The 23,265-nt window shown below is 45.6% G+C and carries 15 protein-coding genes; 13 read left to right on the top strand and 2 right to left on the bottom strand.

Annotated elements, in window-relative coordinates:
• Positions 1 to 46: 46 nt before the first annotated feature.
• From D0A37_RS00895 to D0A37_RS00930, 8 genes are all read left to right on the top strand, one after another.
• On the top strand, positions 47 to 196 hold the full coding sequence (locus tag D0A37_RS00895; protein WP_242720138.1) for a hypothetical protein: 150 nt from the start codon (positions 47 to 49) through the stop codon (positions 194 to 196).
• Positions 197 to 1,133: 937 nt separating this feature from the next.
• Entirely contained in the window at positions 1,134 to 2,639 is a 1,506-nt protein-coding gene (locus tag D0A37_RS00900) for a mannitol dehydrogenase family protein (RefSeq protein WP_242720139.1), read from the top strand.
• Positions 2,620 to 3,363: an HAD family hydrolase gene (locus tag D0A37_RS00905; RefSeq protein ID WP_242720141.1), complete on the top strand. Its 744-nt coding sequence runs from the start codon at positions 2,620 to 2,622 to the stop codon at positions 3,361 to 3,363. The genes D0A37_RS00900 and D0A37_RS00905 overlap by 20 nt, the downstream gene beginning before the upstream one ends.
• A gap of 205 nt (positions 3,364 to 3,568) precedes the next feature.
• Positions 3,569 to 5,065 (top strand): mannitol dehydrogenase family protein, encoded by a 1,497-nt coding sequence (locus tag D0A37_RS00910; protein WP_242720143.1) that lies wholly within the window; start codon positions 3,569 to 3,571, stop codon positions 5,063 to 5,065.
• A gap of 86 nt (positions 5,066 to 5,151) precedes the next feature.
• Positions 5,152 to 6,243, top strand: coding sequence for an RNA-guided endonuclease InsQ/TnpB family protein (locus tag D0A37_RS00915; RefSeq protein ID WP_242720146.1), 1,092 nt, complete (start codon positions 5,152 to 5,154; stop codon positions 6,241 to 6,243).
• Positions 6,244 to 6,596: 353 nt separating this feature from the next.
• Entirely contained in the window at positions 6,597 to 12,143 is a 5,547-nt protein-coding gene (locus D0A37_RS00920; protein ID WP_242720148.1) for a PAS domain S-box protein, read from the top strand.
• 20 nt (positions 12,144 to 12,163) lie between these two features.
• Positions 12,164 to 13,609 (top strand): xylulokinase, encoded by a 1,446-nt coding sequence (gene xylB, locus D0A37_RS00925; protein ID WP_242720150.1) that lies wholly within the window; start codon positions 12,164 to 12,166, stop codon positions 13,607 to 13,609.
• A gap of 118 nt (positions 13,610 to 13,727) precedes the next feature.
• Positions 13,728 to 15,311 carry a glycosyltransferase gene (locus D0A37_RS00930; RefSeq protein ID WP_242720152.1) on the top strand — a complete coding sequence of 528 codons (1,584 nt, stop codon included), beginning with the start codon at positions 13,728 to 13,730 and terminating at the stop codon, positions 15,309 to 15,311.
• A 459-nt stretch (positions 15,312 to 15,770) separates the two neighbouring features.
• Here D0A37_RS00930 and D0A37_RS00935 read toward each other — a convergent pair whose 3' ends face one another.
• Both D0A37_RS00935 and D0A37_RS00940 read right to left on the bottom strand, forming a co-directional pair.
• On the bottom strand, positions 15,771 to 16,589 hold the full coding sequence (locus D0A37_RS00935; RefSeq protein WP_242720154.1) for an FkbM family methyltransferase: 819 nt from the start codon (positions 16,587 to 16,589) through the stop codon (positions 15,771 to 15,773).
• A 283-nt stretch (positions 16,590 to 16,872) separates the two neighbouring features.
• Entirely contained in the window at positions 16,873 to 17,379 is a 507-nt protein-coding gene (locus D0A37_RS00940) for a hypothetical protein (RefSeq protein ID WP_006634121.1), read from the bottom strand.
• A gap of 137 nt (positions 17,380 to 17,516) precedes the next feature.
• Here D0A37_RS00940 and D0A37_RS00945 point away from each other — a divergent pair, with 137 nt between their 5' ends.
• From D0A37_RS00945 to D0A37_RS00965, 5 genes are all read left to right on the top strand, one after another.
• The gene (locus tag D0A37_RS00945) at positions 17,517 to 17,759 is read left to right on the top strand and encodes a DUF8620 family protein (RefSeq protein ID WP_242720156.1); all 243 of its coding nucleotides are present in this window, start codon (positions 17,517 to 17,519) and stop codon (positions 17,757 to 17,759) included.
• A gap of 313 nt (positions 17,760 to 18,072) precedes the next feature.
• Positions 18,073 to 19,155: an ATP-dependent 6-phosphofructokinase gene (locus D0A37_RS00950; protein ID WP_242720158.1), complete on the top strand. Its 1,083-nt coding sequence runs from the start codon at positions 18,073 to 18,075 to the stop codon at positions 19,153 to 19,155.
• 259 nt (positions 19,156 to 19,414) lie between these two features.
• Positions 19,415 to 20,863 (top strand): YcjF family protein, encoded by a 1,449-nt coding sequence (locus D0A37_RS00955; protein ID WP_242720160.1) that lies wholly within the window; start codon positions 19,415 to 19,417, stop codon positions 20,861 to 20,863.
• 186 nt (positions 20,864 to 21,049) lie between these two features.
• Positions 21,050 to 22,534: a DUF697 domain-containing protein gene (locus tag D0A37_RS00960; RefSeq protein WP_242720162.1), complete on the top strand. Its 1,485-nt coding sequence runs from the start codon at positions 21,050 to 21,052 to the stop codon at positions 22,532 to 22,534.
• Positions 22,531 to 23,172 carry a type I restriction endonuclease subunit R gene (locus D0A37_RS00965; RefSeq protein ID WP_242720164.1) on the top strand — a complete coding sequence of 214 codons (642 nt, stop codon included), beginning with the start codon at positions 22,531 to 22,533 and terminating at the stop codon, positions 23,170 to 23,172. The genes D0A37_RS00960 and D0A37_RS00965 overlap by 4 nt, the downstream gene beginning before the upstream one ends.
• Positions 23,173 to 23,265 lie beyond the last annotated feature (93 nt).

Below are 23,265 nucleotides of genomic sequence, written 5' to 3' on the forward strand. Positions count from 1 at the left end.
GTATGCTTTTACCAGCTATTGGATTCTAGATATCAAGGGCCGTCGATTGTATGTGTTTCCGGAGCCAGAGGCAGAGTGTTATGCTAGCCCAGTTGTGTTGGCAGAGTCGGATTTAATCGCACCTTTGGCATTTCCAGATTGTCAGGAGTCTGTGGAGGATTTGCTCAGCACTAATGCTGAGCCGAGTTGTGAGTGAGGAAACTTTAAAAATTTCTGGACACATTGAAACAAACTTGCAGTGCTGTATCAGCCATCCGCTACAGACAGGAATTTTCAACGCAATCGTTGTTTTTTGGACGCTTGCTACAACACCAAACTCTAGCTTAAATGCTTGTAGCGAAGTCTACATTTGATTGTTTTTATAAGTACCTCTAAAGAATTGTTTGTAGATTCTCCTGAAGACGGAGGATAGCAGGAACCAAGGTAAATAACATACAAACTGTACAGAGTTATTGGAGAATCTAAAGGCAGAATTTAAAAGTAGTCTATTTGCGCCTTATAGGACAGACATGGGACTTACGCACTTGCCAACGTTGAACAAAGTGGCAGTATGTGGCGTACTCTTGTGTATTCCTTCAGGTTAATGACTACTTGATATTTGATACTTAATTAATTAAGTTTCCCTGATTTCCTCTTTCTCTGTTCTACCTGTCAGACGCTATTTACCCAGTTGTTATAAGTACCTCTAAAGAATTGTTTGTAGATTCTCCTGAAGACGGATGATAACAGCGACCAAGGTAAATAATATACAAACAGTACAGAGTTATTAGGAAATCTAAAGGCAGAATTTAAAAGCAGTCTATTGGCGCCTTATAGTAGGGAAGACATTCGACTTACGCACTTGCCCAAGCTAAACAAAGTGGCAGTACGTGGCCTATTTCTGTGCCTTACTTCAGGTTAATGACTACTTAATATTTGATACTTAATTAATTAAGTTTCCCTGATTTCTTCTTTCTCTGTTCTCCCTGTAAGACCCTAATTACCCTGTGGCAAAACGTTTCCTTGTAGATGCCACAGAGTATGCCTGAAATTTTCGCACTTTAAGATATTTGTCCTGCTTGTAGGTCATGGGCTATACCCAGACAGACCTACTCTTTTTTACGTGATTATCCACTTATTATCTAAGAACTCTCATGGTTAACTTACTCAGACCGCCCAGTGTTTCTTCAAGTTCTCGCTTCGGTACTGTAACTGGTTTGTGGAGGCAACAGTCTCTTTACGACAGAAGGGCGCTTAATACTGGAATCGTCCATTTCGGGCCTGGTCGTTTTTTTAGGGGCCACCTCGCCTACATAATACATAACTATCTTGCACAGAAGGATTCCCAAGAGCAGAGATGGGGGATTTGTGGGGTTAGCCTCAAGAGTCAACAGACCATTACTAAGTTGAAACCGCAGAGATTCCTTTACACTTTGACCAAACATTCTAGTTGCGCTCAAAATCGTGAGGAAGCGGAAGTTATCGGTTCTATCAGGGAAATAGTTAATGGTAGAGACAAGTGCGAGTATGTGCTTGAAAAGATGGCGTCTCCCTCTGTGCATCTGGTGACTCTTACAATTACTCAAGGAGGCTACCATCTAGACAAGAATTTTAATCTCGACACAGCGAATGAAGACATCGCGCACGATCTGCAAAATCCTTCCACTCCAACTACTGCAATTGGCTTTATCGTAGAGGCGCTACGCCGACGACGCGATCGCTCAATGGCCCCCTTCACCACCCTTTCTTGCGATAACCTTCCAAGAAACGGGGATATTCTGCAAAAAGCAGTGCTAGCTTACGCTGAAGAGATCGATCCTCAACTTGCAGAATACATCAGGGATAACGCGACGTTCCCTAATTCGGTTGTAGACAGGATTGTGCCTCAAGAGCAAGAATCCGACTATAACTACCCCAGCCGACTGTTGCAAGTTCGCGATCGCGCACCCATTGTAACCGAACCATTTTGGCAGTTGGTCGTGGAAGACAAATTCACAGGCGATCGCCCCAAGTGGGAAGATACGGGCGTGATTATGACTAGCGACATCACTCCCTTCCTGTATATGAAGTCGAGATTCTTGAATGCAGTACACTCCTTCATAGCCTGTTTAGCTGTAAGAGCAGGTATAAAGTATATGCACGAGGCGATCGCCCTACCGGAATTCCACTTGTTTACTCGGAATCTCATGGACGATATCGCAGCAGCAACACCAGTGCCTCGCGAGATGTGTGAACAATATATGGAACAGGTGTTACTAAGGCTCAGTAACGAAGCTCTTCCCGATACTACTGAGAGAATCTCTTCAGAAACAGCGAGGAAAGTAGGCAAGTATATATTTCCGATACTTCAGGATGCCTATAGCCGAAAAGTCAGCATGAAGCGGATTATACTTCCTGTTGCAGCGTGGCTTCTTGCAGTCAGAGAGGAGGCGAGCGAGTCTGGTCAGCCTTATCATGCCAAGGATACCCAAAGTGCAATTACAGCGATTCAAGAAGGCGCAGTAATTAGTGGGATTCTGGGATTGGAGAATGGCGAACAGACCGAGGTCGTAGATAATGAATGCCAACAAGCTTTGCGAGATATCCAGACCCACGGACTATTGACTACGCTTAAGAATTACAGTGAGGGAGGCCTTTTGAATGAAACCGTTTCAGCATGATTTGGTGGTGCTTTTCGATCATGACGGAACAGTCGTTGATAGTGAAACCATCGCACTTAAGAGCGCATGGAGGCTGACAAATGAAGTGGCTCGTGAGTTCCCTGGCGCTCAACACTATGAGCTTGATGAGTTTGTTAAAAGCTTCGCCGGGAAACCCTACAGGGAAATACTCAAAAAGCTCTACCCAGATTCATTAACCAGTCTTAAGGAAGGTGATATTGACAGGCTAGTGGCTGAAGAAGAAAAGAGAGCGATTGAACGGCTTACTGTAGAGGCAAAAGCGACTGAAGGAACGCCCCAAGTGCTGTCTTCCCTGCGCGACGACGGATTTGAATATGCACTTGTAAGTAACAGCAGCTTACAGCGGCTGAGTGCTTGCCTTAGTTCTGCAGCCCTGACCGACTATTTCCCCAGCGAGCAGATATTTAGCGCTCACGACTCTCTCCCGGTTCCGCGGCCCAAGCCGCTTCCTGACATCTACCTACATGCAGTGAAGTGTCTGGACGCAGAAGTTTCGGGTTGCGTGGCAGTTGAAGATTCTCTCAGTGGGGTAAGGGCTGCAGTTGCCGCTGGAATTGGGCAGATTATCGGTTATGTAGGGGGAACTCATATAAGCGAGGATGAACGAAGCAGCCGTGCAGATGCTCTTCAGTCGGCTGGTGCTCACCAAGTTATCGAGCGGATGCACGATCTTATCGGTCTATTATCAGCAACCCCAGTGTAAGGACACGGGCCATCAGGCGATCGCTTGATGCCCTTAGCCCGGTGTGTGAAAAATTAGATTTTGTCAAGAATAGCTCGGGCGACAACTTCATCGGAGATCAGTCATGCGATCGACTTGCCATGCAGAGCCGCCAAAATTGACTCCACCTTTTTCACCCATCCTGCAATACTGATAATAAGCCGTCATCACAAGGTCATAAATTAAGATGAACAGCAATACCAGCACAAGCTCAACAATCAAGCTGAATGAAGCATCCCTGTCTCGTTTACCTGGAAACGTTCCCATACCCAAGTACGATCGCCATCAAATTACTAATGGAATTGTGCATATTGGGGTTGGTGGATTTCATCGATCGCACCAAGCGCTTTATCTCGATGATTATTTCCATCAGAATCCTGGTAGTGATTGGGGAATCTGTGGTGTTGGATTGCTGGACTATGACTATGACAGGCGGATGCGGGATGCGCTTCAATCCCAAGATTGTTTGTATACCTTAGTTGAGCGATCGCCTGAGCGCGATCGCGCTCGCATCATCGGCTCAATCACTCGATACCTGTTTGCACCAGACAATCGTCAAGCAGTTATTGAAGAATTAGCAGATCCCAAATGCCGAATTGTTACTCTAACGATCACTGAAAGCGGCTACTACTACATTGAAGGAAGTGGCGAATTCGATGTGAACCACCCGACAATTCAGCACGATTTGCAACATCCTGACCAACCACTCGGGACATACGGTTTTTTGACAGCCGCACTGGAAAAGCGACGTAAACAGGGGTTGGCACCCTTTACAGTCTTGTCCTGCGACAATATCCAGGGCAACGGCAACATGGTGCGGAAAATGCTAACAACATTTGCCGAAATGCGCGATCCAGAGTTAGGACGTTGGATTGCTGAACACGTTGCGTTTCCCAACTGCATGGTCGATCGCATTACTCCGATGACAACCCCAGCAGATATCAAAATGGTGGCGGAACAGTTTGGTATTGATGATGCGTTTCCAGGCGTGACGGAGCCTTTCATCCAGTGGGTAATCGAAGATACCTTTTGTGCAGGCAGACCTGATTGGGAATCTGTTGGTGTACAGATGACTAAGGATGTTCATCCCTACGAGATGATGAAAATCCGGCTGCTCAACGCCAGTCATATGCTGATTGGCTATCTTGGCTCTCTGGCAGGTTATACCTACGTTTATGAAGTCATGGCTGATCCCTTGTTTCAGCAAGCAGTCGCTAACCTGATGGACGAGGTGACACCAATACTCCAACCCGTTCCGGGGATTGATTTAGATGATTATAAAAAAACTTTAATTGAACGGTTTTCCAATCCCAAAATTCGCGATCAGCTTCCACGCCTTTGCCTGAGTGGATCGGCAAAAATTCCTAAGTTTGTTTTGGGATCGCTCCGCGATAAATTACAACTTGAAGGTGCGATCGATTACCTAAGTTTGACGATTGCTGCTTGGTGTCGATACATCAATAGTCATGATGAACAAGGGCAACCTATTCCCATTGATGACCCATTAGCAGACATCCTCACTCAACGCGCCAGTTTGAGTGAATTAGATCCCAGACCATTACTCAGCCTCACTGAAATTTTTGGAGATTTAGTAGAGTCACCACGTTTCGTCGAGGCTGTTGCTGACCAGTTGCGTAGTTTGCATGAGTTTGGTGCTAAAGGAACGCTAGCCCGATTGTCGTAGGCACCCTCCGCATCCGTGAGTCGGACTAAATCCCCACCTAGTTTGTTAAACTTATCCATAGTTAATTTCCCGGAGGAAGTTCTATTGTGTTTGCCATCAAAAGAGCGCTAAAACTAAATAACAACGAAGCGACCTTGATGGCAAAACACGCGGGATTTAGGCGGGTTGTGTTTAACTTTGGGTTAAGCCTTCGCACTCAAATGTACAGCGAAGGCAAGCTTTCCGACTCGAAAGTAATTAATGAAATCAAAAAGGTTTTGACAAATCACGTCAAAAAACAACCTGAATTTGCTTGGATGAACCAGTTGTCTAGCCGACTCTACCAAAACGCATTGATCGACTTAAAAGATGCGTTTAGTCGGTATCGTTCAGGTGCCTCGGGCCATCCCAGATTTGCAAGCCGCCGAGACGGTCAATCCTTTAGGGTTGATTCATCTAATGGAAAAGTTCTTCTAAGTGCTGGAAATACGATCGAGATTCCCACGCTCGGAACATTTCGACTGCACGAACCGCTGGAATGCAGTTTCGTTTCTCAGACTTTCACTTTGTCAAAAGAAGCAAATCGCTGGTTTGTATCGTTCTGTGTTGATGCAGAACGCTTACCATTTGAGCAAACTAAAGAATCGGTAGGAATTGACGTAGGGGTTAAATATGCGGCCACTCTGTCAAACCAGCAAGTTTTTGAGGCACCAAAACCCCTGAAGCAAGCGAAAACCAAGCTTGCCAGATTGCAGCGCCAAGCTTCAAAACAGGTAAAAGGTTCTAACAACCAGCGCAAAACCTACAATAAAATCGGTCGAATTCACGCGCGGATAGCTTGTATTCGCTCATACTTTTTACACAAGCTGACGACTTACTTAGCTAAAAGTTTCAAGCTGCTTAAGATTGAAGACTTGAATGTAAAAGGGATGATGGCTAACCACAATCTGGCTGGGGCAATATCTGACCTAGGCTTTTATGAATTCAAGCGTCAGCTCGACTATAAGTGCAAAATGTATGGCTCGAAGTTGGTGCTAGTAGACCAGTGGTTTCCTAGTTCTAAAATCTGCTCGAATTGTGGCAATAAAAAAGATATGCCACTAAGCGTTAGGACTTATGATTGTCCGGCTTGTGGTATATCGATTGACCGCGATTTGAACGCAAGTATCAACATTTTAAATTGGGAACCCTCGGCTTGAGGGGGATAGCCTACTTATCTTGGGATAGCCGACTACCCAACAGCGTAGGAAGTGAACACTGAACAACTAAAGAAAGAGGACTTTAGATAAGTTTAGGCAAGTTTTACGAAGCAGGAAACTTATTGGACACTGCCACGGCTGCACTACCTTAAAGCCGTGGGATTCTCCGGTCTAGCCCAGCTCTATGTCTACGAGTGCAAAGGGAAATTCAGCAGCCAGTACAGGGCAATATTTATTGAGGTGATTCTTTCCTATCTTCGCTCTCGCCCAAGCATCTATCTTAAGGCGGATTCTCCTGAGTGAGTAACTCAGGTTGAATAGAGAAGACCGTGTATGCATACGGATGAATCTTCATGAAGCGCGACGCCACAGGCAAGTTTGTTAGCAATTGGGACTCGGAGATGAAACAACGAGTTAGCGTATCTGTTACCAATACAGCATGGCGATCGCTCGATAAAGAGGCTCACAGGCAAGGAATTTCTCGCTCTGAAGTCATTGAACGCTTTGCCCGCACTCTTGAAAGCGAACAGTTGTTCTGTGCCCAAGAAACTCAGCGCAAGGTGGCAATGATTCTTGAAAGCATTACGGATGCTTTTGTCGCCTTCGATCGCGACTGGCGCTACACCTACGTGAATCAAGCGGCGGCTAAAATCCTGCACAAAACGCCAGAAGAGTTACTGGGCAAGCACGTTTGGAACGAGGTTTTTCCTGAGTTGGTCGGTGGAATTGCCTATTGGGAACTAAATCGGGCAGTGATGGAACAGGTTCCTGTTTCCTGGGAAGAATTTGGGGAACCGGTTCAGCGTTGGTTAGAGGCGAATGCCTATCCCTCTGCGGAGGGTGTAGCGGTTTATTTTCGAGATGTGACCGATCGCAAGCAAGCGGAGGCAGAACGAGAACGGTTGTTGCATGAGTTGGAAATTGAACGCGCCCGATTTGAAGCCGTTTTGCGACAAATGCCTGCGGGAGTCATGATTGCCGATGCGGCATCTGGTAAATTAGTTCTGGCGAACGAACAAACCAAGCAAGTTGTTGGTTATGGCTACGAACAGTTGCTTACTATTGAGGAATATGCACCCATTATTCCATCTGAAATCTTTCGCTTAGATGGTCAGCTCTATGCCCCTCATGAGTATCCCTTGGCGCGATCGCTAAAAACAGGTGAAGTCGTTACCAACGAAGAGATAGAAATTCATCGAAATGATGGTAGCCGCATTTTCATTAACGTCAACTCAGCACCAATTTTAGATAACCAGGGGCAGATTGTTGCAGCCGTTGTTGTCTTCCAAGACGTGAGCGAACGCAAACGTGTAGAGCAAGCCTTACGCGAGAGTGAATCGCAGCTACGAAGTTTATTTGATGCGAATCTCATTGGGATTATTATTGGCGATTTTCAAGGCAATATTCTGGAAGTCAACGAGGCTTGGCTTGCCACTTTAGGTTACACGCGAGAAGAAGTTTTATCGGGAGAGGTAAACTTCCTTGAGATTACTCCACCGGAGTTTCGGCATTTAGACGAGGAAGCAATGGCACAGATGAAACAAGTTGGTCGCCATGCGCCGTTTGAGAAAGAATACATTCGTAAAGACGGTACTCGCGTTCCCGTCTTGGTGGGAACTGCCTATCTAGGACAACCCGATGATTTGGGACTAGGATTTGTAATTGACCTAACAGAGCGCAAACGCTTGGAATTAGAACTGTGGCAGCGAGAGCAACAGTTCAAAATGCTGGCTGAAAATGCCCCGGATATTATTAGCCGAATTGATGCAGAGTTTCGCCATCTTTATGTCAGCCCTTCTGTAGAACTGGCAACAGGTATTCCATCAGAGCAATTTCTTGGCAAGACTAATGTCGAGCTAGGAATGCCAGAAGAAATGTATCGCGTTTGGCATGACAGTTGGGGGCAAGTCTTTGTAACAGGCTCCGAACAGACGATTGAATTTAAGTTTCCGACTTCTTATGGTATTCGATGGTATCAGTCGCGTATTGTCCCTGAATTTGCTCCTGATGGCTCCGTAGAAACGGTACTGGGGATTACTCGTGATGTGACCGATTACAAACAAGTTGAACAGGCATTACGAGAGAGCGAAGAACGCTTACGATTGGCACTGACAGCGGCTCAGATGGTTGTCTGGGATATGGATTTGCAGAGCAATCGAGTGGTGTGTTCTGCTAATGCTCTAAACGTTTGGGGTCTTCATGAAGGGACGGGAGAAGAGTTTTTTGCGCTCATTCATCCAGACGATCGACAACAGGTGAGCCAAGCGGCGGCAGGGGCAATGGCTGGAGAACACCCCTACACACAGGAGTTTCGGCTAATTAGTCCAGACGGCGTTGTGCGCTGGATCAACAGTCAGGGGAGAGTCTATCTGGATGAGACAGGGCAAGGAGTTCGCATGATTGGCGTTTCGGTTGATATTACAGAACGCAAACAGATCGAAGCAGAACGCGATCGCCTTTTAAAACGAGAACAAACTGCCCGACTCGAAGCAGAAAGCGAACGCAAGCGGTTGCATGACATCCTGATCCAATTGCCTGCCATGATTGCCATTGTTAAAGGTGCCGATCTTGTGTTTGAATTTGCCAATCCCACCTACCTGCAAGGGACTGGACGCACTCCAGCCATTATTGGGAAATCAATACGGGATGTTTTCCCGGAGATAGAGGGGCAAATTTACTTTGAAGCGTTTGAACAGGTTTATCGAACGGGAGAAACATTTATTCGGAAGGAGTCACCTACTTACTGGGATCGCAATGGCGATGGGGTGTTGGAAGAAGCATTTTTCAACTGTATCTTTCCGGCTTGGCGAGATGCTGAGGGAACCATTCAGGGCGTCTTAATTTATAACATGGAGGTGACAGCCCAGGTGCGGGCAAGGCAACAGATTGAGACATTACTGGCAGAACTTCAGCACAAGGAGAGACAGCAGCAATTTTTGATCGAATTGAATGATGCGATTCGTGCCATTCAAGACCCCAAGGAAATTATGTGGCAAGTGGTTTGTTCCACAGGGCAACACTTCCAAGTTACTCGCTGTACATACGGTGAAATTGATTCTACTCAGGAATATGTCATCGTCGATCGCGACTATTGCAATGGTGTAATCAGCATCGTCGGTAGCCATCACATGGATTCGTTTGGTCGTGAACTCATTGCTGAATTAAAGCAGGGCAAAACTATTGTCGTAGATGATGTCGATCGCGATCCTCGGACTGCCGGATCGGGGACTCCTACGTTTGACGCAATTCAAACCAAATCTCTTCTGTGTGTTCCATTGGTGAAAGAAGGGCGATTTGTTGCATTGTTGGTGTTGCACCATGTCTCTACCCGCCACTGGACGGAGGAAGATGTGGTGCTGATGGAGCGAATTGCTGAAAAAACCTGGCTCGCCGTGGAGCGATCGCGGGCAGAAGAAGAATTGCGCGAAAGTGAAGCTCATCTGCAACTGGCCGTAAAAATCGGACGAATGGGAACTTGGGACTGGGAGATGCAGACAGGTGCAATGCTTTGGTCAGAAGGACACTTCACCGTCCTGGGTCTACAACCAAACGAATACGAACCGGGCTATGAAGTTTGGGCAAGTCGGGTTCATCCTGATGACCTAGCAGAAGTTGAGGCAACACTTCAGCAAGCCATAGCTGACAAGAAGGAGTATCACCATGAATATCGCCTGCGTTGGTCAGATGGCTCCATTCACTGGGTCGAAGCGAGAGGACAGTTTACTTATGATAGTCAAGGAAATCCCAAGCATTCGATCGGAGCCGTCATTGATATCACAGAACGCAAGCAAGCGGAACAGGAACGAGAACAACTACTAGAGCGCGAACGCATTGCCCGTTCAGAGGCAGAAGTGGCACAGCACCAATTGGCAACTATTTTTAATACATCTCCGATTGGACTTGCCCTGTTAGATGCCCAGCAGCGATTTATTGCCATCAACGAAGCCTTAGCAGAAATTAATGGATTAACCCGCGAGCAACACTTAGGACATTCCATTTCAGAACTTTTTGGTCAATCCGATCCACAATTAGTTGAAGTATTTCATCAGATCTATACCACAGGAAATCCCTTTATTTCACCAAACTTTGCGGTGAATGTTCCTGGACGCAGCGATCGCCGTCCCGGTTACTACAACGTTTACTATCTTCCGACTGTTAACTCAAATGGTCAGGTTGAAGGGGTTTTAGTTTATGTAGTCGATGTGACTGAACGGGTGCAGTTAGAACGTGCACAACGTTTTCTGTCTGAGGCAAGTGCGGTGCTTGCATCCTCACTCGATTATCAAACCACTCTAGAGCGAGTCGCGCAGCTTACAGTGCCGGAATTAGCGGACTGGTGTACGGTTCACATGATAGAAGAGGATGGTGCGATCGAGCAGATTGCGGTTGCTCACATTGACCCTGCCAAACTGGAATGGGCTTATCAGATTAGAGACAAGTATCCACTAAACCCGGATGACCCTCGCGCTGCTGCATACACATTGCGAACTGGACAACCTGATTTGGTGGCGGAGATTCCCGATGAACTGTTGGTACTCTCAGCGCGTGACTCAGAGCATTTAGAGATGCTGCGGCAGGTTGGATTCAGCTCTGCAATGACGGTGCCACTACGAACTCAGGCACGAATTCTAGGGGTCATTTCCTTTATCTCAGCCGAATCTGGACGACGGTATACCTCAGCAGATTTGCAACTGGCAGAGGAATTGGCTCGTCGTGCTTCCTTGGCGATCGACAATGCTCAGTTGTACCAGGTGGCTCAACGCGATCGCGCAAAAGCAGAAGCCGCTAACCGCATTAAAGACGAATTCTTGGCGGTGTTGTCCCACGAGTTGCGATCGCCCCTCAATCCGATTCTGGGCTGGACAAAATTGCTACGAACTGGGCGATTAGATGGCACAAAAACGCAGCAAGCCCTGGAAACGATCGAACGCAATGCCAAGCTGCAAGCCCAATTAATTGAGGATTTGTTGGATGTCTCGCGCATTCTGCAAGGAAAAATGACGTTAAACGTCGCGAGTGTGAATCTAGCGGCAACGATTGAAGCCGCCCTGGAAACGGTACGACTAGCAGCCGAAGCCAAACACATTCACATCCAGACCACATTTAATCCTATTTCAGGAACGGTTTCAGGCGATACCAATCGCCTCCAACAAGTAGTCTGGAACCTCCTCTCCAATGCTGTGAAGTTCACCCCAACCGGAGGACGAGTCGAGGTGCAACTAGAGCAGGTTGGTATGTATGCTCAGATTCAAGTCAAAGATACTGGAAAAGGCATCACACGAGACTTCTTACCCCATGTGTTTGACTACTTCCGCCAAGAAGATGGTACAATAACCCGACAATTCGGCGGGTTGGGATTAGGGCTGGCGATCGTGCGTCATTTTACCGAACTGCATGGAGGAACCGTTCAAGCAGACAGCTTAGGACAGAACTTAGGGGCTACATTTACCATCCGGCTCCCGTTAAACATTGTCGAGCCAGAACCCTCTTCTGATGACAGGCACCCAGAAAGTGCGACAGATTTAGCAGGGGTTTATGTCTTGGTGGTGGATGACGATGCAGATATGCGGGAGTTGGCAGCATTCACCCTAATGCAATCTGGCGCACAAGTTGCCACAGCCGCTTCGGGTGCACAGGCGTTGACCCTCCTGAATCAATCTGTCCCCGATCTACTCTTATGTGACATTGGGATGCCAGAGATGGATGGCTATTCCCTGATTCGGCAAATTAGAAAGTGGTCACCCCAACAGGGAGGTACGATTCCTGCGATCGCACTTACTGCCTATGCTGGAGAGATCAATCAGCAGCAAGCCTTAGCTGCTGGATTTGGGCTGCATATCTCCAAGCCTGTTGAACCAGAGGAATTGGTAAAAGCGATCGCCCGTTTGCTAAGACACTAAATGATTTGAGGATTAGCCTAATGCTGCTTGGAATAGATTTAGGAACAGGCTCTGCTAAGGCATTGCTCTTAGCGACAGACGGAACCACTATAGGTGAAGCATCAAGCTCCTATCCTGTTCATGCACCTCACCCCGGATGGGCTGAGTCTGATCCAGAGGATTGGTGGTTAGCTGTTGCCTCGGCTGTTAGGAAGGCAGTGGGAAATCATGCTGATCGGGTACAGGCGATCGGACTTTCAGGACAAATGCACGGCGTTGTCCTAGCGTCGGAGTCGGGTCAGCCTCTGCGTCCTGCTATCCTCTGGGCAGATAGTCGCTCTAGTGCCACGCTTAACACTTATCATTCGCTCGATGCCGCTATTCTAGAGCGCTTGGGCAACCCGATTACGGCTGGAATGGCTGGGCCCACTTTGTTGTGGCTACGAGAGCACGAGGCTACTGTCTACGCCCAAGCGCGTTGGGCACTTCAGCCAAAAGATTGGCTGCGGTTACGGATGACTGAAGAAGTCGCAACCGAACCATCTGATGCTAGTGGTACTTTGCTTTACGATGTTGTGTCGGACAACTGGGCAGGGGAAGCAATCTCAGCGCTGAATCTACGTGGTGATTGGTTTCCAGAAATTATCCCCTCTAGTGCGATCGCAGGCTACCTAACAACTGTTGCTTCAGAGCATCTTGGCTTACCTGTTGGCTTACCGGTTATCGCTGGTGCTGCGGATACCGCAGCGGCGGCACTTGGTAACGGACTATTAGAGCCTGGATTGGTTCAACTAACGATCGGCACAGGCGCTCAAATCATTACACCTCGATCGCAACCAATTATCGATCGTCATGGTCGTACCCATCTCTATCGAGCTGCCGTACCTAACCAGTGGTATACCCTTGCTGCAATGCAAAATGCGGGGTTAGCGCTGGAGTGGGTGCGAGGTATCCTCGGCTTGAGCTGGCAGGAAGTCTATACTAAAGCGTTTTCTGTTCCCCCAGGATGTGAAGGATTGACATTTTTGCCATACCTCACAGGTGAGCGAACTCCACACCTCGACCCCTATGTACGTGGGGCATGGGTGGGGCTTGGACTGCATCACACACAGGCGCACCTGATGAGGGCAGCTTTAGAGGGAGTTGCTTTTGCCTTACGACAAGGTTTTGAGGCACTTGAAGCAACAGGTTTTAAAGCGGCAGAACTGCGTTTAGCAGGCGGTGGAACTGCAGAAATGCCTTGGAAACAATTACTGACCGATGTATTGAGAATACCCCTCTATGCAACTACAGTTGCTGCTGCTTCCGGACGTGGTGCTGCTCTACTGGCGGGTATAGGAATTGGCATATACGCAGATGCTAATGACACGAGCAAACTGGCAGCCGCACCAACGCTTGCTGCAACTCCCCAATCAGTTGATCCAACCCTAGAAGAGGCTTGGATGCGATATCAATCGCTTTATCCACAGCTTAAAAAAATGTCATAGGAGTTATGCCTCAAGGAGGACGTGCTAGAAGCTATCTACAAATTATTCTTAAGCTAAGAATGCTTAAGATAACTCAAATAAAAAAAGAAAATTTACTAACATAGTAGGTACATATCACATGAATATAGTAAGTGGAATAAATCTCCCAAAATCAGCCGATGCTTCTGATTTATACATACAGTGTAATGAATCTGCATCTATCAACTACCAGGAAGATGAAAAAAAAGTTGTCTTAAGTCAAGGTGGTATTGTCTCCTCAAATTCTTACTTCAATTCCTTTTACGAACTATTTTATACTAAATACACAACTCTTAGCTCTATCTACTATGTGCTGAAACTTGAAGGAGATTTTAAAGTTGCTGTTTACAGAGAAGTTAACGGAGAAAACAAAAGAGAAATTATTTCTGAACAGAACTTTGAGAAATGTCAATTCTCAGAGCCGGTAAAAATCTTACCAATAAATCTCCTTCAAAATGAAAACGCTGGCCGAATATATTTTGAAATAACCTGTTCTAGTGAACAGGGTGCATTTAAAGAGGCGTGGATAGCAACTGATGAAAATAAAACTAGAGAGGTATCGTTAGCAATTACCATTTGTACGTTCAAAAAAGAGACTTATATAAAAAATACATTGACTGCGATTTTTCAAGATGAATTGCTACAAACTAAAAACTTCAAATTATTTGTTGTTGATAATGGTAGAACTTTAAACAAAGCTGATTTCACGGAGCCAAAGCTGAAACTGGTTCCCAATATAAATGCGGGTGGAAGTGGTGGTTTTACTAGAGGGCTAGTTGAAGCTTTAGAGGAAAACGTCTACTCTCATTTTTTGCTTATGGATGATGATATAGAGTTAGAAAGTCAATGTATTTATAGGTTGTTTTCTTTGCATGAGTACGCCAAGACTGATTTAGCAGTAGCTGGCGGACTGCTAAATTTAGAGAAAAAGCATATGTTGTATGAAGCAGGAGCAACGTACAACGAAGATTCTAAAACTAGAGGATTTGCGCCTGGGTCATTAACCGCTGCAAATCATAATATTGATCTACGAAGTTCTAGTTCTCTCAACAGGTTACTGGTGGAAGAACATATAGATTATGGCGGATTTTGGTTTTTCTCTTTTTCTAAAGACGTTGTTGAAAAAATTAAATTACCGCTACCTTTATTTATCAAGATAGACGACATAGAGTTTTGTTTAAGGATTAATGAGTTGGGTAACAAAATAGTAGCTTTTCCCTCAATGGCTGTCTGGCATCAACCTGCTTCGGCAAAGAAGTTAAATTGGGAAACTTATTATTATATCCGTAATGATCTAATAACTTATGCCATCCATTATTCGATAGAATATATGGATACAGTTCAGCATTTTACAAAAGTAATACTGGAGTCTTTATCAAGGTTTGATTATAACCATGTAGAAATGGTTATAAAATCTTTTGAAGACTATATAAAAGGACCCGATTTTATTAAAAATGCTGAGCCAGAAGCATTCCATGTAAACATTATAAAGCTTAGTAAAAGCTATAATGACCAAAATGAGATAGAAGATAAAGTAGTTGGCACTAACCTTTTGACTAGGTGGTTTAAAGTTGCTGCTGAAAGTAGTATTGAATGGTCATCCGTAAGTGAAAAATGGAAAAGTGCTTCAAAGGAGATGACATCTACTATATTTTGGCAGCAATACCTTGGGCTAAAGAAATAGAATTGAGCGTCTCCACTGGTTGATAGTTGACAGCTTAGGCCGCCAGCAACTCAACGATTCACAACAAAAGCGCCTTGGGATTAATTGTGGTAGTTGACACTCCCCCGTCACAACGTAGCTTGACGGGGGATTCTTCCTTCACAGCTTGATGCCGAGTAAAAGCAGTGCCTTTACTTGGTCTTACTCTAGCTCCAGAAGCTACGGAGGTATTTCCTACCTCTAAAATTCGTAAACCCTCATCTCTAATGTTTTTAGCTGCATAGATGTTTCTATCATGGTGATACCCGCATTAGGGCATTCCCACTTTCTGATATCCAATGAAAGCCAATTTACAGCAGATTGCAAGCTTATAGACGGCAATAGCAGCATTTAGAAAACCAGTTTTTTAGATGTTGAGGATTAATTAAATAAGCGTGCGAAGTGCGACCCAGATTTAGTATCCGATGGAAGTAACTTGAGTTAAATGATGACATAATCTTCGGCCAAAACAGCTTGAGTGACCTGCGGTTCCGGCTCTATTGGGTCGCTGTAATGAGTGTCAATGTATTGGATGAAACTTTCCCGATAAGCTTTGAGATGCGAGTTAAGTGCTTCTATATCCTGCTCTCCTGTCGCGAAACTACTCTCTCTTCTGAATTGACCGGATTCCTTAACAAAAGCCATGTCAACTTGCCACAAAGCCTGATCAGTCGGGCGATATGCCAAATCAACAATATCGTAAGCTGCGAATCCTTGGGACTTCATAAAACTCATTACATCATACATCTGACCGAACAAAGTAACTTCTACAATTACATATTCAGTCTGCTGCAAAATGTCAGTAGCTCCCGCTAAAACATTTAATTCCTGTCCGTCTACATCAACTTTAATTAAATACGGGCCTGGCAAATTTCTTTCCCTGCATATTCCATCCAGGGTAATTGCTGGTATGTTTCGCAAATAAGGATCGCTGCTGTCAGTAACTCGATTTTCAGAAATTGAAGAATGCAACATAGAGGGACTGACGTTAAGCGTGAAAACTCCCGCTTCTTTAGTCGCCGCAGCGATAATGTATTCTGCACTTTTGAGCTTGCGGCAAATTTTGGCGAGATAAGGTTCATTTTCGGCGATGGGTTCAATTAGCAAATGTCGCGAATTAGGGAAAGTGTCATAAAGGTTAAAAGTTCCCAATGCCGCACCGACATCAATCACAGTTTTTGGTTCAAAACCTAACTGTTTAGCCAGCAGCAAGCTGCCTGACATCGAGTTTCTGAGAATTCCTGTTTGTTGTTGGCTCACAATTTTTTCCTGATTTCAATGCGGATAAAGTTAATATTATGTCTTGCAGCCGAGTTATTGTATGTCCGAATAAAGAAACGAAGCAATCGCCGAGGTTTCCGATTGCTTCCCTTCGGATCGTAATGACAGAAATAGGTTTCAACTGAGATGTCGCACCATTCTCAATCAGTTTTTTAGGAACAGGCAAGATGCCTGTTCCACAAGAAAATTTACTATTTGTGGAACAGGCATCTTGCCTGTCCTTGAGCAGGGTGCAAGATGTGAGTTTCAACCCAACCTGCTACTATTTCGCGGATTTCTGCGCCTTGTTTTCCGGTTCGACAGATTGCAAAGCTTCGTCGAGAATGGCCCGTGCTTCTTCGGCTTTACTTCTAGCTTCTCGATAGCGGACATTAGCTTGAGCGAAGTTTTTGAGAACCTTGAAACCATCTTTCAAACGACCAATTTCCTCGGCAGTCACAGCCTCATCTGTAAACAAAATGTCGATCGCCGCCCGGATTTTGAGTGCTTCTTCGCGGGATTCCATGACTTTCAATTTGAGACTTGCCAAATTGCTCAAAATCTGGACGGCTTCAGTAATCGCATCCTCGCCTTCAGACGCAGCATCTTCGATATCCTTAACTTCAACAAACTGCTTGGGCCCAAATCCCTCCACGAGTTCCGTAGGCAGCTTGCCCTCATCCATGAGATCCATCAGCCGATCCATCGCTTCTTCGCGGGCTTTGGCTGAATCTTTCCCTTTGACAGTTAAAATAATTTCGGGGCTTTGAGGAAGTGTATAGCGAACCATATTTTGACAGCCTGTGCGCGAAAACAATTGAATGATATTTTATCTTTATTCGATCGCCAGTTGCAGCTATCAATCCGCTCCCTTACCAACCGCTTGCCAAAACTTGACACATATACACTCAAAAGGAACCCTCGACAATGAAAGATAAATTTCTTAACTTGCTTAACTTGCTTTTAGTAGCTGATGTGTTTTTCGTCTTTGCCATTTTTGGGTGGTTTGTGATCGCAGTAGCAGGGCGATCGACCGGGGTGAATCTCGGTTTTGATTTGTGGTACAGTCTGTGGCAGCCCGTATTTAATCCCGCCCTGGGAATTCTTATGGGCGGTGCTATTCTCAGCGGTATAATTAACCAAGTTTCTAAACGCCTCAATCCCAAGTAAAATTTATGTTTTGTTTGAGACGGTGATTGGCGATGCGACTGAGTTGGCGATCGAACTTGTGGGATGCGTCAGAGATGAGGCACTCCATTAGGTGGATGAAGCTGAAAAATACATAAGTAGTCAAAAGCGAGTGAAAAGCTCCCTGAAGGAGCGATTTCTTATGAAAGCAATCACAAAAGTTATGATTGCTTTACATTCTGTTACAGAGTAAATTTTATTTTCGCCTACCTATTTACGTCGAAAATCAGGATTGAACCATCGCGATCTAAAAATATCAACTCATGTTCTGAAGAACAAAAGTCGGGCATTAATTATGGGAAAACAAAAATGTATAGGTATCCTCACTAGCGGGGGTGACTGTGCAGGCTTAAACGCCGTTATTCGAGCGGTTGTCTACCGCGCAACGGGCACTTACAATTGGAAAGTGATGGGGATTCGTCAAGCCACCCACGGATTGATGAGTCGTCCCCCTGAAGCAATTTCCTTGGATATTGAGAAAGTAGACTCGTGGCTCACCATTGGCGGTACGATGCTAGGCACGACAAATAAGGGCGACCCTTTTGCTTTCCCGATGCCTGATGGGACTCTACGCGATCGTGCTGAGGACATTATCGAAGGCTATCATCAACTAGGTTTGGATGCTTTAATTGGCATTGGTGGCGACGGTAGTCTTGCCATTCTCAGGAAGATTGCTCAACAAGGTAATTTGAATTTAGTTGCTATTCCTAAAACTATAGATAATGATGTCGGAATTACCGAGCGTTCCATCGGTTTTGATACGGCGGTCAATATTGCCACAGAAGCACTCGATCGCTTGCATTTTACTGCGGCCAGTCACAGTCGCGTCATGATTGTTGAAGTCATGGGACGCGACGCTGGACATATTGCGATTAGTGCCGGAATTTCTGGGGGAGCTGATATAATTCTGATTCCCGAAATTCCTTACAAAATTTCCCAAATCTGTGCCAAAATCCAAGAACGCCAAGACCGGGGAAAAAACTACTGTTTAATTATAGTAGCGGAGGCAGTTCGCACTGAAGAAGGCGAGTTAGTAATGCACACAAATCGCTTAGGTCAAAGTCGATTAGGCGGAATTGGTCAGTATTTAGCTGATACAATTTCTGACTGCGGCGGTGCAGAAACTCGCGTCACTGTTTTGGGACACATTCAACGTGGAGGAACTCCTTCACCGCTAGAAAGACTAATTGCTTCTGCTTTTGGCATCGCAGCAGTTGATTTAATTGCCGAAGAGAAATACGACTGCATGGTATCTTGGCAAAAGCGGGAAGTTGTGAGCGTTCCTCTCGAAGATGCGATCGCCAAATATAGACCTGTAGACTTCGATGGTACTCTGGTTAAAACGGCCCGCGGTTTAGGAATTTGTCTGGGAGACTAAACAATTACCCCTCCGATTTCTTAAAGATTAACAATTTGTAGTGAGGACTAAAGTCCTTTGTTTCCCAACTCAACAGCAAAGATTAAAGTCCTTACTACAAACATTTGGCAATTCTGGAAAAGGTTTAGGGTGTAATCCCCCCCAAAAGTCGGATTGCCCGCCTGCCAGTTTGGATGCTGCAGAGGTACGATGGAATATAGGGAGGGAGGCCAAGCCCGCGAAGGTTAAGCTTGGCGACAATACCCACAGGAAGGGAAAAATGACACTTAACTTGCGACGACCGATTTTGATAGGCGGAATAGGACTTTCAGCAGCGCTGTGGCTGCTGGAAACTCTACAGCATTCGGGTTCAGAAATGGGCGAAACGGCACTCATCGGCTTGGCGGCTGCCGGTGCGGGGTATTGGTGGTGGAAACAACAATCCCCCAAACTCGAACTCGCACTCCCGGAACCCTTGGCGAACCGGGAAGCAGCCGAAAAAGCGATCGCGGCTTCAGAAACCGCAATTAAATTGCTGGCTTCAGAAGCTCCAAACTCTGCAGATCCGGCTAATCTAACAGCACAGCTCGATCGGCTCAGAGCGGAATTAGACAGACAAGATTTGCGGATTACCGTAACGGGTGGCAAAGCTGTTGGCAAAACTGCCTTAATTCAAGTTTTAAATTCTAATTGGGCATCTCAACACCAGCACAAGCTGAGTTTTCCAGAAACAGCACCGCTATTTGCTAATACAAATACCGATGCCAAAATCGGCGGTGATTTAGTGCTGTTTGTGACAGCGGGCGACATCACAGATTCCGAATTTCAAACATTATCTCAGCTAGCTGCCGCAGGTCAGCGCGTGCTGCTAGTCTGGAACAAACTAGACCAATATTTGCCAGAACAGCAGTCGCAGGTTTTGAACTCTTTGCAGCAGAAAATGCAAGGAATATTGGGAACCGAAGATATAATTGCGATCGCAGCTTCTCCCAATTCTATTAAAGTGCGCCGACACCAAGCGGACGGCACAGTTCAAGAACGGATCGAAAAGCAAGTCTCTCAACTCGACGCGCTGACAGAAAGATTGACTAAAATCTTAACTGAAGAACGGCAACAGTTGGTCTGGGCGAGTGCAGTGCGCGAGGCTGCAAGTATCAAGTTAGAGGCAAAAACCTTATTAAATGCGGTCAGGCGCGATCGGGCAATTCCCATTATCGAACAATATCAGTACATCGCCGCCGCCACCGTGTTTGCTAACCCGGTTCCCGCTTTAGACTTGTTAGCAACAACCGCCATCAGCACCCAACTCGTAATCGATCTCGGCGCTATATACCAGCAACAGTTTTCCTTAGACCAAGCTAAGACAGTAGCGGGTACTTTAGCTAATCAAATGTTTAAATTGGGATTAGTAGAACTGTCTACCCAAACTATTACTGGACTGCTGAAAAGCAATGCCGTCACCTATGTAGCAGGAGGCGCGGTGCAGGGAATTAGTGCAGCCTATTTTACCAGAATAGCAGGACTGAGTTTGATTGAATATTTCCAAAGTCAAGAACTGGAAAATGCTCCCAAAGGCATTTTCAATCTCGACCAGTTGACTAAAACTTTGCAAGCAGTATTTACGCAAAATCAGCAAGTTTCTTTCTTGCAATCTTTCGTCAACCAAGTGGCGAGTCGCCTTTCATCTCAGGTATCTGGGCCCGAAACCGTTAAGTCGGTGGCCAATTAGAAGTAGTCCAGCATCTGATGTTAAATTGGGTCGATGGCCCATGATATGCGTAGGGACACGGCAGTGCCGTGTCCCTACCTAATTCCAAAAAAAAAAATTATAAATTTATGAAAAATTGTATTAAAATAAGAAATAGGATTTATAATTCGACGATCAATTATACCTGCTTAAAAAAGCCGATCGCCAATGGCTGACAATTCCCTTCAAGAAAATCGCTTATCCCTTGCCCGCGCCAGTTTGCGCGAAGCCCTGGCGCGCTATTCCCACCTGCGCCAAGGGAAAAAAAACTCGAATAATACTGAATTAGAAGCGGCGCTGCAATATCAGTTAGATATCTTAACTTCCACCTCAGAAAAACTAGACCACAACATAATCCGCATTGCTACTTTCGGCTTAGTCAGCCGTGGCAAGTCAGCCGTATTAAACGCGCTTTTAGGTCACAAAATTCTGCAAACAGGCCCTCTCAACGGCGTGACTCAGTGGCCGCGTTCCGTGCGCTGGAGTGTGCCTTTATCCTTCCTTGACAGCGACGAATCCCCCCAACCCCCTCTTGCCAAGGGGGGGAAAGGAGGGGTGCAAGTTGAATTAATCGATACTCCCGGACTTGATGAAGTTGGCGGCGAAGTGCGCGGCGAAATGGCGAAACAAGTAACTCGCCAAGCTGACTTAATTCTGTTTGTCGTTGCAGGCGATATCACCCGAACTGAATATCAAGCACTGTGCGAATTGCAAACAGCTCAAAAACCGGTGATTTTAGTTTTTAATAAAATTGACCTTTATCCAGAATTAGACAGAAAAGCTATTTACCAAAGTTTGCAAGCGCTGGGAAATTCTGAAGAGTTAGCAGCCGCTGCGGTAACAGAGGAAACAGATAGCGAAAATTTGTCCGATCGCCCAAACAACTCCTCCGATAAATCTACTGCAAAATCCCCGCCTAAAACTGCCAAATCATTAGAAATAGTCATGGTAGCCGCCGAACCCGCGCCTGTGCAAGTGCGGGTGGAATGGTCTGACGGAAAAGTAACTAACGAATGGGAGTCGCCACCCCCGCAGATAGACGAACTCAAACATAAAATTCTCACAATTCTTAACAGAGAAGGTCGATCGCTCCTCGCTCTAAATGCTTTAGTGGAAGCTAGAGATGCTGAAGCAAACATTGCCCGTCACGTTCTCAAATTGCGACAAACAGAAGCCGAAGATTTAATCTGGCAATTTGCAAAATATAAAGCTTTGGCTGTGGGTTTAAATCCAGTGGCCTTCTTGGATGTAATGGGAGCAAGTGTCGCAGATTTAGCCTTAATTCGCTCTTTATCCAGACTTTACGGCTTACCCATGACTGGTTACGAAGCCGGGAAACTTTGGCAGACTATTTTCTCCAGTGCTGGCGGCGTACTTTTGGGAGAATTGGGTAGCAGTTTTCTGTTGGGATTTGGCAAAAGTGCGGCGGCTGCGGCCCCGCACATCGGCTTTTCTACTTTTGCCGGAGTTGCTGTAACTCAAGCTAGTTTAGCAGCTTACGGAACCTATGCTGTCGGTCGCGCCGCCCAAGTTTATTTAGAAAAAGGCTGCACTTGGGGCCCCCTGGGACAAGATACGGTAATTCAAGAAATTCTCGCCACCATCGAGCGTAATACAATTATCGATCGCTTGCAGCAAGAGTTTAAAATATGACACAAACAACAGCCATTACTGAAATCATTCAAACTTTAGCAGATGTTGAATCTCGATTCAATATTACGCGAACTGAATCGGAGGGATTTTTCCCAGAATGGTATGCAGATTTACCAGAAATTACAGAAGTCGATAAAGCCGCTCTCAATTTAATTCGGCGGCGGTATCTTTATCATTTAAATGATGGAAGCCTTACAGAAGGAACCGTTACGCTAATCATGGGTTCGACTCTATTGGAACGAGCGGGTTTTTACGATCCACCTTTTAAAATGATGGCTGAAAAATCTGTACAAATTGTTTTAGATGACGAGGATGATGAAGTAGAAACTCTCAAGGGACGGATTGATGTTTTAGTGATGCAAAATCAGTTTTGGGTGACACTCTTAGAGTCGAAGCGCACCACCATTTCAGTAATGTCTGCACTCCCCCAAACACTAGCATACATGACCGCCAATCCCCGCAAGGATAGACCGAGTTTTGCTGCGATGACAAATGGCAGTGAAATTGTATTCGTCAAGCTAGACTTTCAGAATCCGCCTAAATATGACTTATCAAGAATATTTTCACCTGTTCCTCTAATGAACGAACTTTATACGGTTCTTCAAGTCTTGAGAAAAATTGGTCAACTCATTGTTTAGCCCTAAAAATCGCTGTTGACTAGGGTGCGTCAATCGATTTTAGATTTGAGATTTTAGATTAAAGAATTGAAGCATTGACCCCACGGATAAATT

Source organism: Microcoleus vaginatus HSN003 (genome assembly GCF_022701255.1).
GTDB classification, from domain to species: domain Bacteria; phylum Cyanobacteriota; class Cyanobacteriia; order Cyanobacteriales; family Microcoleaceae; genus Microcoleus; species Microcoleus vaginatus_B.

Coding starts and splice junctions, on each gene's coding strand:
- D0A37_RS00900 (WP_242720139.1), top strand. CDS start 1,134: ATGGTTAACTTACTCAGACCGCCCAGTGTTTCTTCAAGTTCTCGCTTC.
- D0A37_RS00905 (WP_242720141.1), top strand. CDS start 2,620: ATGAAACCGTTTCAGCATGATTTGGTGGTGCTTTTCGATCATGACGGA.
- D0A37_RS00910 (WP_242720143.1), top strand. CDS start 3,569: ATGAACAGCAATACCAGCACAAGCTCAACAATCAAGCTGAATGAAGCA.
- D0A37_RS00920 (WP_242720148.1), top strand. CDS start 6,597: ATGAAGCGCGACGCCACAGGCAAGTTTGTTAGCAATTGGGACTCGGAG.
- xylB (WP_242720150.1), top strand. CDS start 12,164: ATGCTGCTTGGAATAGATTTAGGAACAGGCTCTGCTAAGGCATTGCTC.
- D0A37_RS00930 (WP_242720152.1), top strand. CDS start 13,728: ATGAATATAGTAAGTGGAATAAATCTCCCAAAATCAGCCGATGCTTCT.
- D0A37_RS00940 (WP_006634121.1), bottom strand. CDS start 17,379: ATGGTTCGCTATACACTTCCTCAAAGCCCCGAAATTATTTTAACTGTC.
- D0A37_RS00945 (WP_242720156.1), top strand. CDS start 17,517: ATGAAAGATAAATTTCTTAACTTGCTTAACTTGCTTTTAGTAGCTGAT.
- D0A37_RS00950 (WP_242720158.1), top strand. CDS start 18,073: ATGGGAAAACAAAAATGTATAGGTATCCTCACTAGCGGGGGTGACTGT.
- D0A37_RS00955 (WP_242720160.1), top strand. CDS start 19,415: ATGACACTTAACTTGCGACGACCGATTTTGATAGGCGGAATAGGACTT.
- D0A37_RS00960 (WP_242720162.1), top strand. CDS start 21,050: ATGGCTGACAATTCCCTTCAAGAAAATCGCTTATCCCTTGCCCGCGCC.
- D0A37_RS00965 (WP_242720164.1), top strand. CDS start 22,531: ATGACACAAACAACAGCCATTACTGAAATCATTCAAACTTTAGCAGAT.